Source organism: Methylocaldum gracile, from assembly GCF_053646815.1.
This window is the reverse complement of record NZ_CM132196.1, coordinates 4,308,777-4,326,795: the sequence shown is the minus strand read 5'-3', so window position 1 is coordinate 4,326,795 and position 18,019 is coordinate 4,308,777. Positions and strand designations below refer to the sequence as shown.

The following is an 18,019-nucleotide window of genomic DNA, read 5'->3' as shown; positions in this document are numbered from 1 at the left end:
AATCTCCTGGCTAGTTGCTGCTCGGTACCTCCCCAAGGCTGGGATAGATATCGAACACCCGGTGCAAGCGGGTAAGCTCGAACATGGATTGTACACGCGGCTGTAGTCCCGCCAGTACGAAGCTGCCGGAACGCAAGGAAGCGTTCTTGTAACCGGACAGCAAAGCGCCCAAGCCTGAGCTGTCGATGAAACGGACGCCCGACAAATCGATAACCAAGCGCGTGTGACCGTCTTCCAAAAGCTTGAGGATGTAATCCTTCAGTTCGCCGGAGTTGTGCGCATCGAGGCGCTCTTCCTTTAGGCTGAGGATGGTCCTGCCGTTACGATTTTCAGTCGAGATATTCATCGTTTGGCTCCAGCATCCGCAATTGTTTCTATAGGACAAGTTGCACGGAGAATAATAACGTGGAATTCATCGGCAAAGACATAGGCGCAAAGTTCTTGTAGGTAAGTTTTCGCGCCGAATACCGGCGCGGCAATCGGGTCGTGTTTCAGCGCCTTGTAATCCGGGGACTTGTGACGATTGCGAGTCGTATCGAGAGCAGATCTTGCAGCAGCTTACCGTTCACATGTTCTTATCGGGCCGGAACTACCGGCGTGAAACGATTGGTTTAATTACTTAGACGGCGGCAATGAGTTAAAAATTCACGGAACCACGTTTCTTTGAAGTCCTCCAGATTCCAGCTCCGCCGGACGAGCAGCCGGTAATGCGCGGGCGGAACGATATAAACTTCCGCATCGGCTTGAATCCCCGTGCGGGTGACCACGGTCAGGGTTTCGCGCCGATAAAAGTCGTCCTCGAACGCGTCCAGATCTTTAAGCGCGCGTGCCGAGACATCTTCGTAGAGTACACCGTCGGTAAAGCTGCCCGTCTCTCTGCGAAGTCCTGGATAGACCCGGTTGCGAATACGATAGCGGGCAAAACCATGTAACCGGGCCGGTTGCGATGGGAAAACACTGCCGGTGACGGCTCGCATTACCTCCGGAACCTGGAGCGTGCCATAGGCGAAAATCTTGAACATGACGGCAGTACGTTGAGCAAAGAACGGAAGCTTAACCGGCCGCCGGCCCTGATCCAAGGGACTGCGCCCTTGGCCCAATGTCGTTGGAAAAGGAGTCAGGATTTTCTTGTTCGTCTTTGTCTTCGTCCTTCCGGCTCAGTAGGCTTGGTCAATTCCCACTGTGGAGACCGGAATCGCTTAAACAGAAACAGATGACAAAAGCCAGATTTTTACACTGCCCCTTACACGTCCTCACGACCTCCTGTAGCCGTTCCATCCTATTTACTCCTCCCTTCTCAGACTCTTATGAAACCCGACAACTTATCGGCTTGTAACACTCAATCAAGGTTACGCTTGTATCAATACAGGCACATGACTAACATTTTCCACCTCGAAGGTGCAATGGTTTGTGCCGCTTAGAGTGTTATTTCCAGTTGAGCATTACTATAGGAACAACTCATGAACATGAAACCTGAGCTAACGGAACGGCAGCAGAGAGAGCTCGACTATCATCGAGAACATGCGAAGAAACACGGAGCGATTCTTGCCGAGCCGTTTTCGTGGGATGTGCTTCTGAACCCCGGTCGTCGATGGTGGAACGCCTACTGGCAGATGTACGCCTACCTTGTGAGTTGCGATCTCAAGGGCAAGGATGTACTGGTTGTAGGATGCGGCTTCGGAGACGACGCTCTACGGCTCGCCAAACTCGGTGCAAAAGTAAGTGCTTTCGACTTGAGTCCGGACGTGCTCCAGATCGCGAGGACCCTCGCCGCTCGCGAGGGCTTGGAGATCGCCTTCGACGAAATGCCCGCTGAACGAATGAGGTACAAGGACGCCAGTTTTGACTATGTGATTTGCAGAGATATCCTCCACCACGTCAACATCCCCGAAACCATGAGCGAAATTGTTCGCGTGGCAAAGCCAGGGGCTCAGTTCATTGTGAACGAGATTTATTCACATTCTATAACCGAGAAGGTCCGCCGCTCCTCTCTTGTTGAGTCGTTCTTGTATCCGCGCATGCGACGATTGATTTATGGTCCCGAGAAGCCCTATATCACGGAAGATGAACGGAAACTCAATGAAAGCGACCTTGCCGAGATCACCAAGCCTCTGCAGGCGCGGCGTTTTGAGAAGCACTTCAACTTTCTGGTTACGAGAATTATCCCCGATCAATCTGAATTGTTTGCAAAGATCGATCGCATTCTGCTCATTCTATTTAAGCCGATGGCGCCATTTCTGGCCGGCCGGATACTTTTCAGCGCTCAAATCGTAAAGTAGTGCCCCGCCCCCTGCTTGCTGCAATGCCCGACTCGTCGTTCCAGCCGACCGCCTTCGGCGGCCGTTGGTCTCCAACGGGAAAAGGGGCAGTCCATGTGGGCTGGAAGAGCGAAGCAAATCCCGGCAAATCAGGTTTCACTCCCATTGGCCGTTGCGAATCGATGCCCAATCTATTAACCCGGCCTATAAATATAGGCCGGGTTAATCCGGGGCAGGGATGCCCCGGCGCGGCGACAAGCCGCGTGAGTCCAGGCCGGGCGTGTACCGGGCCTGGGCGGCGGCCCGAAATACCAGGAGGGTATTTACGGGCCTGATTAATAACAACCGGGAGAGCAAACATAAGCCTTCACAAATGCTTCCCTGATCAATTACCGGGGAGCTAACCCCGACCGGCCTCATCTCCCTCGCTTCGCTCTGCCCAAGGGGAGAGGGGTTTTTGCGACACCTTGCGGGAGAAGGCTTTTTCAGAGATTCCTCAAGGCTTGACCGCGGCGACCCAGGCGTCGATGTGTTCGGTCGTGATCGCGCCGCTGACCGGCAGACGGTTATGGCCCGCATCGTAGAAATAACTGCGGGGCAGCTCGCCGTACCAGGACGAGTCGATCTCGTAGCGCAGCCGCTGCGCATTGGAATCGCTGAAAATCCACGATTCGACCTGCTTCAGCTTGTGTTTCGCCAGCATATCACTCACTTCGCCGGCAAATTCGGCTTCGTCGGTGGAGACCATCACCAGATCCAGCTTCGGATGCTTTTTCATCGAGGCTGCCAGGGCGTCCAAATCTTTCATGCAACTGGCGCAGTCCAGGGACCAGAACATGAGAATGAAAGGTTTTCCCTGGCGGGTTTTCAAGATATCGCTGAGACTGCCGGCCCTGAATGGCTGCGTTTGATTTTCGGCGAATGACGGAGCTGAAAATAGCGTCAGGAACAGGCAAAGCAGAGCGAATAATTTTTTCATATGGGTATTCATAAGAATCGGAAGGGATAAGAGCGGATCGATTAATCGATGCGGATCAGGCGGTAACCCTTGTCTTGGCTATTCCACGATAGAAAAATCGCTTGGCCGTCGGTCAAGAGGAACGGAAAATCGACTTCGGCGTCCGATTCCACCGTTGCGACTGCCTCGGACCATGTTTTTCCGCCATCCCTGGACTGTTTGACCATCGCCCGATTCTTCCGGCCGTCGAACTCGTTCCAGGCGAGAATCACCCGATCGCCCGCGGCCAAGACGTCCGGATGTCCCGGCAATCGGTCGGGATCGCCCAAGGCCATGGGCTCTGAAAAGCTGCGGCCCCGATCGTCGGAATAAGCGTAAAACAGGCCCTGGCGTTTCGTTCCCTGGGTAAACCATGCGACGTGGTAGCGGCCGTCCCGGCCTATGGAAAGTGCCGGTCCATGAACCGGGCACGCTTCGATTTTCCAGCTGTCATTCGTGGCTCGTGTCGCCGCCCACTCGGCACGGCCGTCCTCGGGCTTTAGAAGGCCATGATCGCGGATGTTGCCGGGATAAATGAACCGGGTGATCAAAACCGGCCGCCCATCGGTATCGAAATCGACGGCGAGGCGGCAGCAACTGCAAACGTCGTCCACGATTTTTTGATTGGATTGAAGGGGCTTTCCGTTGGCGCCCAGGACGGTGTGAAAGATGTCGTTGCCCCGTGCTTCGTCGACGCCCTCGCGCTCGTCGTGCCAAAACGCGTGCAAATCGCCGCGGGGATCAACCGCCAGTACGGCCTGAAACGAGTTGGCTGTTCTAGCCATGTCGCTCAAGGGCTCCGGCGCGGTGAAATGCCGCCCCTGATCTTCGGAAATGCTCAAATAGGTGGTCCAAGGCTGCAAGCCGAAGGCCGGGTAAGCGACGTAGATTCGGCCGGCGGGATCGACGGCGATCTGCGGGCGGTATTCGCTTTGCGTCCTGATCGGCACGCGCTCCGGGTTGATTGCTACCGGGGGACTGAAGGTTTTGCCGTAATCGCTGGAAAAATCGACGTAGACGCGGTCGGTGGTGGGCACGACGCGCCACAGCCGTCGGTCGGGGCCGAAAGCCGCCGAGACCGGAAGCTTTATGTCCATGCCGCGATAATGTTCAAATCCGTCCGAAATCGGCTTTGGTCGCGAACCTATGGACGCGCAACCGGACAAGACCGCCACGGACAAAGCCCAGAAACACAGCGAGGCCAGATGATTGCGGACGCCGGAGAAAGACCTCGTCCGAATCGATCTTCGTTTGAGTCCGATCGACAACACGCTTGAAATCAAACCCCCGGTTCGCAAATTAGCCGCCCCATCTGCACGTAACCCTGGTTCGACCGGCGATGCGGTAACCCGGTTCCGCCGGGTAACCGTTCGACTCGGTCGCGATGAGGGACATCGTACGAAAAGCCATGTTTAAGGTTTCGCTGCCCGCAACAACACCAGCCGGTGAAACATTAAGGAAGCTCTGAACAAGTGGATTCCGGTCATGCCCTTCGGCAGGCTCATCACGAACGGAATCAATACGTTACCGTTCGTCCTGAGCCTGTCGAAGGACTTAATCAGAGATTCCTTAAAGAACTTGGCCGCCGTTATCGAAGTCCTTTGGCTGCAAAGGCCGATGGTCAAAGTTACGGCATGCATTTCTTGCTTCTTGCTCCACGAGTAAAGAAAAACTCTTTGCTTCGGTAAATGTTGAAGTGTGTGTTTTCGCAGATCGCCAAGGCTTTTGTAAAAGGCCGATCAAATGGGCGGAGCATCACGCAGAAATCGAGCCAAGCATGCCGAACCCGTTGCGCGGCGCAAGGTTGCTTGGCGCTCGGTTCCGAAGCCATCCGTAAAACTGCGGCAAATCACGCAGTCAGGTGTGTGAAATGACGCACACATATTTTCTTGATGTCTCTGACGAGAGAGCGTGGGCTACATCTCGGTAGGGCTATCCGAGCAGGGCGCCCAATTCTTCCGGATCGACCGGCTTTACCAGGTGATGATCGAACCCCGCGGCTTTGGTGAGAGCTCGGTCTTCTTGCTGGCCATAACCGGTGATGGCGATGATCAGCGCTTCGCGCGTCTCCGGACGTTCACGCAGTCTGCGGGCTACTTCGTAGCCGTCCATGCCCGGGAGGCCGATGTCCAACAGCACGGCCTGGGGCCTAAATTCGGATGCCAAATCGAGAGCGGCCGGCCCATCGAGAGCGGTTCGGACGTCATGGCCTTCGAGTTCCAGTAATAAAGCCAAACTTTCGACGGCATCCGTGTTGTCATCGACCACGAGAATACGCTTGGATTTGGTGTCTTGGTCGGTCATACATCAGTTCCTTTTTGTCACAGTTCGGAAATGCCGGGTAACACAATACGATCTAACCGGGGGCTTTCATAGGTCGAGCGACGCGTCTACACAAATAAGACGTGAATAGCCGGAGCAATGCGGAGCCGAACAAAGGGGAATCTTTATCGGGCCGGCAAGTCTTATGAAGAGCGGGAATTTCCCCGGCAAGGCGGCCAAGATACCGTGCTTCTGGAAATCAGTCCGTCGACCATGGGAAGTTCATACAAGAAGAAACAACAAGAAGAGAACGGATATGTTTTTGCCATTTTATTTCCCCAGTAAGGAAGCGCTCAAGCTCGTCATCGTAGGCGGCGGCTATTCAGGGCTGTCGGCGCTGATTACGATCCGTGAATACCGTCCCGACGCCGAGATCGTCTTGATCGATCGCCGGCCTTATCACCTTAAGATTACCCATCTGCACGAAAGTTTTCGCCGTCCTCTGACGGACTTCAAAGTGTCTTTCGCGGCCTTGGAGAAGCGGTTCAATTTTCGCCATGTCATGGCGGATCTGAGATTCGACGATACGGCGTTGAAACAGTGGCAAAGCGACCGGGTCATACCGGTCGGGCAGGAGGAGATCGGGTTCGACTATCTTCTGATCGCCACCGGAGCGGGTTTCAAGAAGCTCGAGAAACCTAGCCGAGTGATCGATCTCGACGATTTCATCGAAAAGCCGGGGCCGGAGGTCCTGCAAGAGAACTTGGCGGCTGCGAACTCTTCCGCTCCGTGGATTACCGTGGTCGGAGGCGGTGCGACCGGCATCCAGTATCTGTTCGAGATCGCCAATTTCGTGCGGGAGCGCCGCATTCCCTGTCGGCTTCGTCTGGTGGACTCCGAGCACAGGGTGCTGACGCAGTTCAATGCGAAATTGGGGCAGTATGCGGAGGCTCGAATGGCGGACCTCGGAATCGAGCATGTGACAGGTCGTTTTTTCCGCGCTCAGGAGGCGGATCGTGTCGTGCTCGAGGAGGTTGAGACGGGCGAGCTGTCCGAACTCGATTCCCAGCTGAGCCTGCTTTTCGTCGGCAAGAGCGCCAACATCCGTTTGCACGCCAATTTTTTCGGCCAAGTCGTTGTGGACGGAGACATTTTGGACCGGGTTTTCACCGCCGGCGACTGCTCGTACTATCGCTCATTGGGATCGAACGCCATGACGGCTCAGTCCGCCGTGCGCAAAGGCAAGTTGGCCGCTCGAAACATTCTCAGGCATTCGGGGCTCGTCAAATTGCTGGAGCCGTATCTGCATCGCGATCTGGGCTATCTGGTCAGCCTGGGGCCTCAGGATTCCGTGGGATGGGTGGCGTTGGAACGCAATGTGGTCGGGGGATTTCCCGCAGCGGTCGTGAAAGAAATCGTCGAAGCGCAATACGATCTATTGCTTGCGGGCATCGATACCTATGTGTTGTGACCGGCTGGAGGAAAGGTGGCAAGGCGTATATTTGCGGCGCTGTTGTCAAAGCGTGAGCAGGTGAACTGGATTCATATGGGATATCGGTGCGTCCAATAATGACGCCAGAAAATTCAGGAGGCGCAAATGATGTTTGGCTCAAGTCAGCCCGTAAAAGCCAAGGCGACCACGGTCATCAACAAACCCGTAGAGGAAGTTTTTCATTTTATAAGCGACGAGTTCTTCGAAAATTACCCGAAGTGGTCACCCGAAGTCGTCGAATTGAAACCCTTGTCGGAAGGGCCAATGCGTCTTGGCACTCTGGCGCGGCAGGTTCGAGTCGATCATGGGCACCGGACCGAATCCACGTTCAGGGTGACTGATTATCAACCGAACAAGCGGCTTTGCTTCAGCGGAGTGTCCAGCCCTTTCCGCTGTGTCTATGATTTCGAGCAAAAGAGTACGCAGTCGCCATCCACGCAGGTCGCGTTTACCTTTGAGTTATCGGAGCTCGAGCTGTTCATGCGTCCGTTCGAGAAATTGATTCGAGTCGCCGTGCAGGATGGTGCCGAGCAGACGGTGAAAAATCTAAAAGGCCTCATCGAGGGCCATTCGTGAGTCAAAAGGAATTTGGCGAGGTTTTTCGATCAACAATAAGCGGAAGCGAGAGATTGAAGTGAAGAATTAGGAGGAACCGATTATGGCCTTCATTGTGGAAAAAGATCCGGGACTGATCCCGCAGGTGCTGGCTAAGATTCTTGATTCGTGCGTCAATGGCGTAACGCTGGCCGACCCGGATTTGGACGATATGCCCGTCGTTTATGTCAATAAAGCCTTCGAAGAGATAACGGGATATGACCAGGGAGAGATAGTGGGGAAAAACTGCCGGTTTTTACAGGGAAACGATAGAGATCAGGACGCTCGTACCCAGATCCGCGAAGCGCTGGCGAACGCTCAGCCGGTTGAAGTGACGCTCCGCAATTATCGAAAGAACGGCGAGCTCTTTTATAATCATCTCGCACTCACGCCGCTCTTCGATCGAGACGGGAAGGTGATTTATTATCTCGGGATTCAGTACGATGTGACCAACCAGGTACGGGCCGAGGAAGAGATCAAGCGCCTGAGCGAAAACTTGGAGAATGTCTCTAGGCTGACGAAATAAAAAAGCCGGCGTCTTTGCCGTGTGAAAGACGCATGAGCGATAAGACGGTATCGTCGAGAGGTGTCCCGGCGCTGTTCGCGTTCGGCCGCAAATGTGCGTGTCGCTAGGCCGACGCCGTAAATGCAGATTATGAGCAAGTTAAGGTTTTGATATGGCGGTTATTTGCACGAGCGTTTGCGTCAACTATACGCCCAAAGAAATGTACGATTTGGTGAACGACGTTCAATCCTATCCCAGCTACCTTCCTTTGTGCAGCAATGTAAAGCTGCATTCAAAAACACCGAATGCCCTCAGGGCTACCATCACGCTGTCGAAAGGCAAGATCAAGTTTTCCTTCACGACGGAAAATTCGATGGAGGACAGCAGGCATATCCGGATGAATCTGGTCGAAGGGCCGTTCAAGCACTTGCGCGGGCATTGGCGTTTCGAGCCGAGTGCGACCGGCGGTTGCGAGGCGACTTTCCGCCTAGATTTCGAGTTTGCCAACGCCTTGCTGGGAATGGCCTTCGGCGGCTTTTTCAAGGAAGTGACCGAGTCCTTTGTCGAAGCTTTCTGCCGCCAGGCGGCCAAGAAATATGGCGAGCGGGAGACTCATCCGCCCGAGGCTCTTCATGGCCATGGAAAGCTCACATAAGAGACAACGGCACCTCGCCGCATGCGCGGTGCAACCCGGTCCTTGAACCTTAACTGCGCGGTCCGGCTGAAAGTCGGCGATCCGGAACCTCGAAGCGGTAAGTTTCGCCGTGACTCAGATATCTCACCCGATCATCGAGACCGGCGGCGGTTACGGCCTTCTTGAAGTCTTCGAGCGGTGATTTGAAAACCCGGTAATCGTTGTAGTGGATAGGAATCGCCTCGCGAGGGTTAACGATTCTTATCGCTTCAATGCCCTCCTTAGCGTCCATCGTGACCAGGATGCTCATAATCCGGGTGCCGCCGAGATGAAACAGTCCCAGATCGATGTCCGGATGGCGAATGGAATTCTTGGCGGTGTCGACATGAGAACGGAACTCGATGAGTGCTAATAATGAAAAGACCTCAACGGGGCTCTTCTTATTTTAAAAAATGCTTGAATATATCGAGTCGAAACTATAATATGACCTCACTGCCGTCGTGTCCCCCTCAAGGCAGTAGCTAGATTCACTACCTCAACGAACTAGCGAAGGAAGACTTATAGGGTCGGCCCGAGCCTCCTCAGCCGACCTTTTTTTTGTGGTTGCAAATCGATTCGCGAAATCCTCTGGTCGAAGGTGCTGATTCGTGGAGGGCAATCAGGCATGATGGGTCGCTTCTCAGTGAAGCTGAATAATTTGCTTTTCTGGATAAAGGCCAAGATGGATGAACGGATGGTCCTGCTCATGGCCGGCTCTATCGTCATAATGCTCTATGGCGACGTCGTTCTGGGTTGGATCGGATCGTTATTGCATTACGCGATCGAGGTATTGGAACTGGGCCTTGAGCACCTGATCGAAGCGACATTTCATGTATCTCAACGCACAGCACAGATCCTGACGGCCTGGACCGGGCTTTTCCTATTCCTGCTGCTCGGCTGGTTCATTTTTCGTAAGACTGTAAGCCTGTTTCGCGAATGGATTGCGCTAAGGTCGGACCGCTTGAATCTACATCAAACCCGAATATCGAACCGGCAAAGACTGGCCATCTGTGCCAGCCTGCTGATCGCCGTCATTCTTGCGATCTACTTTCAGTTCTGATCGAAAGGCGCACGGCGGACCGAGCAAAAATCGACCGTTCGCGGACCGGTTAAACCTGATCCGCCTACGTCCTTAATTTCCTACCAAGTCCAGAAACGCCGCTTCGTCCAATACCTCGACACCGAGTTCCTGGGCCTTAGCCAGTTTCGAGCCGGGATCGGCTCCGGCTATCACGTAGCTGGTGTTCTTGGACACGCTACCGGTGACCTTGCCGCCTAGAGCCTGAAGCCTGGCTTTTGCTTCCTCTCGACTCATGGAGGACAGCGTGCCGGTGATGACGAAGGTTCGGCCCTGGAGCGGTTGCTCGGTTTTTACGTCCGCGACTTCTTCCCAATGCACCCCGGCATCGAGCAGAGCTCGGACCACCCCGACATTGTGCGCTTGCCGGAAGAAGGTATGGATATGATGGGCCACGGAAGGGCCTATGTCGGGAACATTCTGCAGTTCTTCCTCGTCCGCGGCCACGATGTTGTCGAGGGTGCGAAAGTGAGCCGCCAAGGTGTGCGCCGTGACTTCGCCGACTTCCCGAATGCCCAGCGCAAAAAGGAAGCGGGACAGGGTAGTATGCTTGCTCCGTTCCAGCGCATTGATCAGGTTCTCCGCCGATTTTCGCCCCATGCGCTCCAGTGCCGCCAGCTGTTCCGCGGTCAGTCGGTAGAGATCGGCGACCGTCTCGATCAGCTTGTTTTCGAGAATCTGATCGACCAGCTTGTCGCCCAGGCCGTCGATGTCCATGGCGCGGCGCGAGGCGAAATGCTTGATGGATTCCTTGTGCTGCGCGGGGCAAAAGAGGCCGCCGCTGCAACGGGCGATGGCTTCGCCGGGCTCCAATTCCACCTCCGCGCCGCACACGGGGCAGTGGCTAGGCATTTGGAAGACCGGGGCGTCGGCCGGGCGGAGTTCCGGCAGGCTTTTCACCACTTCCGGGATTACGTCGCCGGCGCGCCGGACGACGACGGTATCGCCGGCCCGAATATCCCGCCTGTGCACTTCATCCGCATTGTGCAGCGTCGCATTGGTTACGGTGACGCCGCCGACGAAAACGGGTTCGAGCCGCGCCACCGGGGTCAGGGCGCCGGTGCGTCCCACTTGAACCTCAATGGCGATGACTTTGGTGGTGGCTTCTTCCGCGGGGAATTTATGGGCGATGGCCCAACGCGGCGCGCGAGCGACGAAACCTAATGCGCTCCGGTCCGCCAGACGGTCCACTTTGTAAACCACGCCGTCGATTTCGTAGGGGAGATCGTGCCGCCGGGCCAAGAGGTCCCGATAGTAAGCAAGACAGCCGGCTATGCCTTGGACCACGTGTAGTTCCGGACTGACGGGAATGCCCCAGGACTTGAACCGGTCCATCAACTCTTTCTGGGTATCCGGCAGCTGGTCGCTCGGAAAGATGCCATAGCCGTAAGAAAAGAAGCAGAGGCGGCGTGAGGCGGTAATCTTTGGGTCGAGTTGGCGGAGGCTTCCGGCGGCGGCATTCCGCGGGTTGACGAAGACCTTGTCGCCGTTTTGCCGCGCCCGCTCGTTCAAGGCGAGAAAACCCTTTTTCGGCATGAACACTTCGCCCCGCACTTCGAAGCGTTCCGGCCAGCCGCTGTCCCTGAGCCGCAGCGGAATGTCGCGGATCGTGCGGACATTGTGAGTGATGTCTTCGCCGGTCTGACCGTCGCCGCGCGTGGCCCCGCAAACCAGGACGCCCTTGTCGTAGATGAGGCTGACCGCGAGGCCGTCGAGCTTGGGTTCCACCAAGTAGCCGATGTCGTTGCGTCCGAGCCGCTGGCTCACGCGGCGATGGAAATCCTCGGCGTCCTCGTCGCTGAAGGCGTTGTCCAGCGACAGCATGGGGATTTCGTGGCGTACCGCGGCAAATGCTGCGACCGGCGGAGCGCCGACCCGCTGTGTCGGGGAATCGGGGGTGGCAAGTTCCGGATACTGGTGCTCGATCGCCAAGAGCTCCTGCATCAGGCGGTCGTACTCGGCGTCGGAAATCAGCGGCGAATCGAGCTGATAGTAGCGCAGATTGTGGAATTCGATTTCTTTGCGCAATTCGTCCGCGCGACGTTTAATCTCTTCCGGCGCGTTCACGGCTACTCGTAAGCTTCTTCCAGGCGGTTGCGCATCTGGGCGATTTTTTCCCCGGTCAGCGGACGGCGGGCGTCGTCCCACTCGATCCCGTCCAATCGAACGGCCAGCTCATGGCAAGTGTTGACCAAATCGTCGAACACGCCCAAGGGATCGTCGACCGTGGCGGGTTGAAAGAACAGGACCACGCCGGGGCACTCGAACGACGCCATGTCGTCGACGGGGAAGGTGCCGGGTTTCACGAGGCTGGCCACGCTGAACAGAGGTTTGCGGAATTCGCGGTCATAACGGTGAAAGATGCCCATCTCGCCATGGACCAGGTCGAGGTCCAACAGAGCATTCTTGAGTTCGTCACCCGCAAAAACGAACTCGTCTCCCGCCACCACGCTGAGTTGTATCAGAAACGGGGCGCCCAAAGCGGCGGTTCTGTCCGCTTCTCTCTGCGTTGTTCGCGGCGGTTCCTGCGGCGCCTCGATCACGTCTTCCGCCTCGTCTTCGAAATCGAATTCATTATCGGAAAAATGCCGCTCGTTTCGATTCAGGACGCGAACGCTTTCGAATTCTTCCTCATCGTAATCAGGCGACTCCTTATCGATCGAAGGGTCGAAATCCAGTTCGTCGAACTCGCCGCGCCGTTGTAGAAAATCCAGGACTTTTTGCTTGTGGCGTCCCCAGACATAGATGCCGGCGATGACGATGACGCCGATCACCAGCAGGACCAAACGTACGGTATCTCTATCCATCTCCTTTCCTCAAAGGCACTTGACAGCCTGCAAACAAGGAAGCCGCCAATGGCGGCCAAGTTATCTCGTGCGGAAAACCGGCCCGCACACGGCACAGGAACTCAAACCGCCGACATTTCCACCGCCGCGTCGATATCGACCGCGACGATGCGGGACACGCCGGGTTCTTTCATGGTAACGCCGGCCAGATGCTGGGCGATTTCCATCGTCACTTTGTTATGCGAAATAAACAGGAATTGTACCTTTTCGGACATTTCTTTGACCAACTGGCTGAAACGGCCGACGTTGGCGTCGTCCAGCGGAGCGTCCACTTCATCGAGCAGGCAGAAGGGCGCCGGGTTGAGCTCGAAGATGGCGAACACCAGCGCTACCGCCGTGAGCGCTTTTTCGCCGCCCGATAGCAGGTGGATCGAGCTGTTCCGCTTGCCGGGCGGCCGCGCCATGATGCTGACGCCGGATTCCAGCAAATCGCGTTCGGTGAGGTCCAGGGATGCCTGGCCTCCGCCGAACAGCTTGGGAAACATGCGTTGCAGGCCGGCATTCACCTTGTCGAAGGTCTCTTTGAAGCGGGCTCGGCATTCCCGATCGATTTTCTCGATGGCTTCTCTCAACGTGGTCAGCGATTCGATCAGATCCTGGTGCTGCTGATCGAGAAACTTCATGCGTTCTTCTTGCGCCAGGTATTCTTCCATCGCCGTCAGATTGACCGCGCCGAGCCTGATGATTTCTTCCCCCAGTTCGGCGACTCGCTTCTGCCAGATCTTTTCATCCGCGTCCTCGGGCAATTCGGCTAAAACCGCGTCCGGTTCCGCGCCCAGTTCATCGAACTGCTCCTGTACCGTCTGCCGGCGCACGTCGTTGGCCTGGAGTTCCAACTTGGTTTGCTCGAGGCGCTGTTTGAGGCTGTCCAAGTCCCTCTGATTGCGGACCCGAGCTTCGTCGGTACGGCGCATCTCGGCTTCCAATTCGCCGGCGCGCTTGCGCAAATCCGACAGGGTGCGCTCGACCTCGATGCGCTGTTCCAGCAGTTCGTCCAACCGGGCTTGTTCGTCCTCGACCGGTGTTTCCGCTTCGTTCATCTGTGCGCTGACGGTTTCCAGCCGTCCCAGCGATTGGTCGTACTGATTTTGGGCCCGCTCCAGGTGTTTTCGGGTTAAACCTTCAGCCGACTTCAGGGTTTCGAGACGGGTCTTGAGTTCGTGGACCCGGTCGCGCGCCGCTTTCAAGGACGCATCGGCGTTGCCGAGAACATTTTCCAGCGCTTCCCGTCGGGCCGCATGATCCGCGGTTTTCGGTTCCAGCTCGGCAAGCCGTTCTTCCGCCTCGATCAAGGCAGTTTTGGCTTCGGCGGTTTCTTCGATGATTTGAGACTGGTGTTCTTCCAGATCGTCCAGCTCGTATTCGAGCTGCCGGAGACGCTTCGCAGCCTGCTCGCAGCGTGCCGTGGCGGCGCTCAACTCGGCCTTGAGACGGGTTTGATCGGCGCTCAAAGTGCGTTCCTGCGACTGCAGGCGCTCGCGCTCGTGCTCGGCATCCTTCACTGCTTGATCGGCTTGCGCGAGATCGTGCTCCAGTATCCGGCTTCTCTCCAGCAAGTTGTCGCGCCGGGCTTTGAGTTCCCGCAGGTCGCGCTCCCGCTTGATCATGCCGGCCTTGCCGTCCTCCGGCTTGTGGACGGCCAGCCAGCCGCGGCCGAGGCGGATGCCGTCCGGAGTCACCACCGATTCGTGGTCCGCCAGCCGCTCGCTCACGGTTTTCGCTGCCGCAAGATTTTCCGCGCAATATACGGCACCGAGCAGCGGACCGAGATCCCAGGGCGATTGCACTTGTCCGATGAGTTTCTCTGCGGCCGGCGTGGCAGCCCCATTCGGCGAGTGGGTTTCAAAGAAGCTCAGCGACTCGCCGGGAAGTTTGTCCAGATGCGGCCAATAGACGGCCGGTCCCTCGACGCACAGGGCTTCGAGATGGCTGCCGAGGACGCTTTCGACCGCCGTCTCCCAGCCGGAACGCACGTCCAGGTGTTCGGCCAGGCGCCCGGCACGATCGAGATCGCGTTCGGCCAGCCATGTCCTGACTGCGGCGCGGTCCTTGCCCATGGCGTGCTGTTGCAGCGTTTCCAGCGAGCTGATCTGGCCCTGTATGGCATGCACTTCGGCACGGCTGGCGTTCAGTTCGTCCTGGCAGACTTTCGCTCGCTGGCGTTCCTGCTGAATTCGTTCGACCAGGCTTTGCAGCTGCTCGTGCAGCGCCGCGCGTTCGGCTTCCAGTTCCGCCAGATCCTGTTGCAGCGCTTCCAGCCCCTCGGTTTGCAGCGTGTCTTCGAGCTCGTCGCGCTCGGTTTCCAGCCGCTCCCGCCGGGACTGGAATTGTCGCTCCTGTTGTTCCAGTTGCTTGAGCCGCGATTTCTGAAGCTCAGCCTGGCCTTTGCAACGGTTGATTTCGCCGCTCAGCGATTCGAAGGCCTGGCGCAGGTTTCTGAGCGCCCGGTCCGATTCGTCTCGGTGTTTGACCGCTTCGATTTCGGCGGCCAAACCCCGATCAAGGTCGGTCTCGACTGACGCGAGCTCTTCCCGCACGGCTTCGAGTTGGTGTCGATCGTTTTCCAGGTCGCGCAGCGCCTGTTCTTTTTCCCCTTGGAGCCGGGTTTGTTCCTGACGCAGGGTTTCGCGCGTCTTGTGCGCGTGCTTGATCGCCTGGTCGAGCCGGCTGACTTCGGAGCCCAGCTCGTAAAAGCGGCCTTGATGCTCGCCGAGTTGGTGTTGCAGCGCTTCGTGCTGGTCTCGATATTGCTCCAGCGTTTCGTTCAAGCCGTTGCCTTCGCTGACCAGTTGTCGGAGCAGCTGTTCGGATGTTGCCAGGGACTTTTGATGATCGCGCAGGAGCTCGTCGTATTTGCGCCAGCGGATGGCGAGCAGTTGCTCTCTGTAGCGCCGCTCCTCCTGCTTGAGAGCCGTGTACTTTTCCGCCTTTCTCGCCTGCCGCCGGAGGTTGTCCAGTTGTTTCGCCACCTCGTCGCGGAGATCCTGCAGCCGGTCGAGGTTTTCCTGAGTGTGACCCATGCGGAGTTCGGTTTCGTGACGCCTTTCCTTGTACTTCGAGATGCCCGCCGCTTCCTCGATGATCTCCCGCAGTTCGTCGGGCTTGGCTTCGATCAGCCGGGAGATGGTGCCTTGCTCGATGATGGCGTAGCTGCGGGAGCCGAGCCCGGTGCCGAGGAACAGGTCGGTGATGTCCTTGCGGCGGCAGCGGGTGCCGTTCAAGAGGTAGGTCGATTGCCCGTCCCGCGTGACCTGGCGCTTGATGGAAATTTCCGGGTATCTGGCGAATTCGCCCGGCGCCTTGCCTTCGCTGTTGTCGAAGATCAGTTCCACCGAGGCCATGCCCACCGGCTTGCGGGTGCTGGACCCGTTGAAGATCACGTCGGCCATGGTGTCGCCGCGGAGATGCTTGGCCGAGCTCTCGCCCATCACCCAGCGCACCGCGTCGATGATGTTCGATTTGCCGCAGCCGTTCGGTCCGACGATGCCCACCAGATTGCCGGGAAGCGGAATCGGCGTGGGGTCGACGAAGGACTTGAAGCCCGCGAGTTTGATCTTGTCCAGCCGCATCAGAGGGTGTAAATGAGTTTTGCAGTACGAGACGACAGCAGGAAAATGATGGTGGGCGCGATGGCGGGCAAGTCCGTTAGTCTGGTTTGTAATGGAACCGGGCGCTATTATAGCGGACTAAGTCACGGCGTCATTCCGTACTTGTTTATGTCCTGTCTGTGTTCCGCCACTACTGCGCATCGCGCATTTCTGAAGATCCTTTACCGTTCTCCTATGCCATCAATACCTAGCAAAGACCTCGAAACCTTCGATAATCCGCAACCCGGCCGCAATTACACTATCCGCATCGAGATTCCGGAGTTTACCTGCTTGTGCCCCAAAACCGGCCAGCCGGACTTCGCCACCATTCTGATCGAGTACGTGCCGAACCGATCGTGCGTGGAGCTCAAATCGCTCAAGCTTTATATCTGGTCTTTCCGCGAGGAGGGCGCGTTCCACGAAGCGGTGACCAATCGAATTCTCGATGATCTCGTCAGTGCCTGCGCTCCGAACTTCATGCGCGTGACCGCCCGCTTCAATGTACGTGGAGGTATCTACACCACGGTTGTCGCCGAGCACCGCGATTCGGCGTGGGAGCCGCCGCGGCTGGTCAATCTGCCGTAAGCGACGGATTGCGGCGCCGGGCGATGAAAAGCACGTTGGCAAACGGCGTGCCTTCGCTCATCGGAACGGTCTCCACGAAAAATCCCAAAGCTTCGAGCAAGCCTTTCCATTCCGTCTCGCTGCGGTAATGATAGCGTTGCCGAACATGGCCCCGCGCCAGCGCGCACAGCCGCTCTGCGGTTCGGGTGGCTTGAAACCGTAGACCCGAGCCGGCATCCGTCTCCCGCATGACCAGCGCACCGCCACCGGGCAGTACGTCCGCTATTCGCTCGAGCAGCGCCTCCTGTTCGTCCGCCGCGAGATAAAGCAGAAGGTCCAGCAGGACAGCCGCTCGGCAGGCGGGCAAGGCTGCCGAGCGCACGTCGGCGACGGCGATTTCCGCCTCGTCGCCCAAGGCCAGCCTGGCGGCGGCTACGTCGTTCGGACGCAGATCGATGCCGAAAAATTGCGCGTTGCTCAGCGGAATCAGATCGAGTCTCCGAGCTTCCGACAATAGGCTCATGAGAATGCCTCTCCCGCAGCCGAGATCGAGAATCGCGCCGCTTCGGGGAAGCCAATCGGGATTGGAAAGGAGATAGGCGTACACGGGATCGTGCCGCAGCTTGCCGCGCACGAATCCTTCGGTGAAGCGGCCCGCCGCCCGATAGCGGCGGGCGGTTTGTTCGGCCAAATGGCCGAAATCGACGATCACTGCGCGTTTTTAAATGCTCAACAGCTCGCGCTTGATGGCATTATCGAAATTCTGAATCCAGCCGTTGTAATTGCTGTGAATCTTGGTGCCGTCGTAGTTCAGGTTGTTGCTGTTCTTGTAACGGATATTGTATTTGTCCTTGCTGTAGGTGATGTCCACTTCCGCCATATGGGAGCGGATGAACAGCGTTCCGATGAGCTGTCCCGGCTTTACTTTTCTGACCTGCCAGCCGAGTCCGGCACCTGCCCGAATGATGGCTTTCTCGACGTCCTCGGCGGTATAAGGCTTGTTGCCCGTCACCATGACCGGCGCGTCGTAGACGTTGTATACCGGAGAAGTCCGGCAACCGGCCAGGAGAACGAAAGCGGCGACGAATAAGGCGACGAGTACGGGTTTGAGTCTCATTGTTTTTTCTCTTTTTGTTGGTTGACGGAAAATCCCAAGAGGACGC

Annotated in this window: 18 protein-coding genes; 7 read left to right on the top strand and 11 right to left on the bottom strand. The window is 57.1% G+C overall.

Annotated elements, in window-relative coordinates:
- Nucleotides 1-10 precede the first annotated feature (10 nt).
- Nucleotides 11-346: an STAS domain-containing protein gene (locus ACWJJK_RS19210; RefSeq protein WP_077731446.1), complete on the bottom strand. Its 336-nt coding sequence runs from the start codon at nucleotides 344-346 to the stop codon at nucleotides 11-13.
- Between the two features lie 265 nt (nucleotides 347-611).
- Nucleotides 612-1,022, bottom strand: coding sequence for a gamma-glutamylcyclotransferase family protein (locus ACWJJK_RS19205; protein WP_156879737.1), 411 nt, complete (start codon nucleotides 1,020-1,022; stop codon nucleotides 612-614).
- Between the two features lie 438 nt (nucleotides 1,023-1,460).
- Here ACWJJK_RS19205 and ACWJJK_RS19200 point away from each other — a divergent pair, with 438 nt between their 5' ends.
- A complete protein-coding gene (locus tag ACWJJK_RS19200) occupies nucleotides 1,461-2,279 on the top strand; it encodes a class I SAM-dependent methyltransferase (RefSeq protein ID WP_077731448.1) in 819 nt (272 codons plus the stop codon).
- Between the two features lie 475 nt (nucleotides 2,280-2,754).
- Here the strand turns inward: ACWJJK_RS19200 and ACWJJK_RS19195 are convergent, their stop codons facing one another.
- From ACWJJK_RS19195 to ACWJJK_RS19185, 3 genes are all read right to left on the bottom strand, one after another.
- A complete protein-coding gene (locus ACWJJK_RS19195) occupies nucleotides 2,755-3,237 on the bottom strand; it encodes a redoxin domain-containing protein (protein WP_168175475.1) in 483 nt (160 codons plus the stop codon).
- 41 nt (nucleotides 3,238-3,278) lie between these two features.
- Complete coding sequence (locus ACWJJK_RS19190) at nucleotides 3,279-4,352, bottom strand: sialidase/neuraminidase family protein (RefSeq protein ID WP_156879736.1); 1,074 nt, start codon at nucleotides 4,350-4,352, stop codon at nucleotides 3,279-3,281.
- Nucleotides 4,353-5,187: 835 nt separating this feature from the next.
- On the bottom strand, nucleotides 5,188-5,559 hold the full coding sequence (locus ACWJJK_RS19185; protein WP_077731451.1) for a response regulator: 372 nt from the start codon (nucleotides 5,557-5,559) through the stop codon (nucleotides 5,188-5,190).
- 274 nt (nucleotides 5,560-5,833) lie between these two features.
- Here ACWJJK_RS19185 and ACWJJK_RS19180 point away from each other — a divergent pair, with 274 nt between their 5' ends.
- The 4 genes from ACWJJK_RS19180 to ACWJJK_RS19165 all read left to right on the top strand — a co-directional run bounded on the left by ACWJJK_RS19180 (nucleotide 5,834) and on the right by ACWJJK_RS19165 (nucleotide 8,763).
- Nucleotides 5,834-6,988 carry an FAD-dependent oxidoreductase gene (locus ACWJJK_RS19180; protein ID WP_156879735.1) on the top strand — a complete coding sequence of 385 codons (1,155 nt, stop codon included), beginning with the start codon at nucleotides 5,834-5,836 and terminating at the stop codon, nucleotides 6,986-6,988.
- A 126-nt stretch (nucleotides 6,989-7,114) separates the two neighbouring features.
- Nucleotides 7,115-7,585 carry an SRPBCC family protein gene (locus ACWJJK_RS19175; protein ID WP_205780824.1) on the top strand — a complete coding sequence of 157 codons (471 nt, stop codon included), beginning with the start codon at nucleotides 7,115-7,117 and terminating at the stop codon, nucleotides 7,583-7,585.
- Nucleotides 7,586-7,667: 82 nt separating this feature from the next.
- Nucleotides 7,668-8,129: a PAS domain-containing protein gene (locus ACWJJK_RS19170; protein ID WP_077731453.1), complete on the top strand. Its 462-nt coding sequence runs from the start codon at nucleotides 7,668-7,670 to the stop codon at nucleotides 8,127-8,129.
- A 151-nt stretch (nucleotides 8,130-8,280) separates the two neighbouring features.
- Nucleotides 8,281-8,763 carry a type II toxin-antitoxin system RatA family toxin gene (locus ACWJJK_RS19165; protein ID WP_077731454.1) on the top strand — a complete coding sequence of 161 codons (483 nt, stop codon included), beginning with the start codon at nucleotides 8,281-8,283 and terminating at the stop codon, nucleotides 8,761-8,763.
- Nucleotides 8,764-8,812: 49 nt separating this feature from the next.
- On the opposite strand, the gene ACWJJK_RS19160 is transcribed toward ACWJJK_RS19165, so the two are convergent.
- Nucleotides 8,813-9,052, bottom strand: a complete 240-nt coding sequence (locus ACWJJK_RS19160; protein WP_205780825.1) for an MBL fold metallo-hydrolase — start codon at nucleotides 9,050-9,052, stop codon at nucleotides 8,813-8,815.
- Between the two features lie 354 nt (nucleotides 9,053-9,406).
- Between ACWJJK_RS19160 and ACWJJK_RS19155 the strand changes: the two genes are divergently transcribed.
- Nucleotides 9,407-9,841 carry a hypothetical protein gene (locus ACWJJK_RS19155; RefSeq protein WP_077731455.1) on the top strand — a complete coding sequence of 145 codons (435 nt, stop codon included), beginning with the start codon at nucleotides 9,407-9,409 and terminating at the stop codon, nucleotides 9,839-9,841.
- Between the two features lie 72 nt (nucleotides 9,842-9,913).
- Here the strand turns inward: ACWJJK_RS19155 and ligA are convergent, their stop codons facing one another.
- From ligA to smc, 3 genes are all read right to left on the bottom strand, one after another.
- Nucleotides 9,914-11,926, bottom strand: coding sequence for an NAD-dependent DNA ligase LigA (gene ligA, locus ACWJJK_RS19150; protein WP_454128384.1), 2,013 nt, complete (start codon nucleotides 11,924-11,926; stop codon nucleotides 9,914-9,916).
- A 2-nt stretch (nucleotides 11,927-11,928) separates the two neighbouring features.
- Entirely contained in the window at nucleotides 11,929-12,666 is a 738-nt protein-coding gene (locus tag ACWJJK_RS19145; RefSeq protein WP_077731457.1) for a cell division protein ZipA, read from the bottom strand.
- A gap of 101 nt (nucleotides 12,667-12,767) precedes the next feature.
- Nucleotides 12,768-16,274 carry a chromosome segregation protein SMC gene (smc, locus tag ACWJJK_RS19140; RefSeq protein WP_156879734.1) on the bottom strand — a complete coding sequence of 1,169 codons (3,507 nt, stop codon included), beginning with the start codon at nucleotides 16,272-16,274 and terminating at the stop codon, nucleotides 12,768-12,770.
- Nucleotides 16,275-16,487: 213 nt separating this feature from the next.
- Here smc and queF point away from each other — a divergent pair, with 213 nt between their 5' ends.
- Nucleotides 16,488-16,877, top strand: a complete 390-nt coding sequence (queF, locus tag ACWJJK_RS19135; RefSeq protein ID WP_156879751.1) for a preQ(1) synthase — start codon at nucleotides 16,488-16,490, stop codon at nucleotides 16,875-16,877.
- Here the strand turns inward: queF and ACWJJK_RS19130 are convergent.
- Together ACWJJK_RS19130 and ACWJJK_RS19125 are read right to left on the bottom strand one after the other, a co-directional pair.
- Nucleotides 16,864-17,568: a methyltransferase domain-containing protein gene (locus ACWJJK_RS19130; RefSeq protein ID WP_086135093.1), complete on the bottom strand. Its 705-nt coding sequence runs from the start codon at nucleotides 17,566-17,568 to the stop codon at nucleotides 16,864-16,866. The genes queF and ACWJJK_RS19130 overlap by 14 nt on opposite strands.
- 9 nt (nucleotides 17,569-17,577) lie before the next feature.
- Nucleotides 17,578-17,973, bottom strand: coding sequence for a hypothetical protein (locus tag ACWJJK_RS19125; RefSeq protein WP_077731460.1), 396 nt, complete (start codon nucleotides 17,971-17,973; stop codon nucleotides 17,578-17,580).
- Between the last annotated feature and the right edge of the window lie 46 nt (nucleotides 17,974-18,019).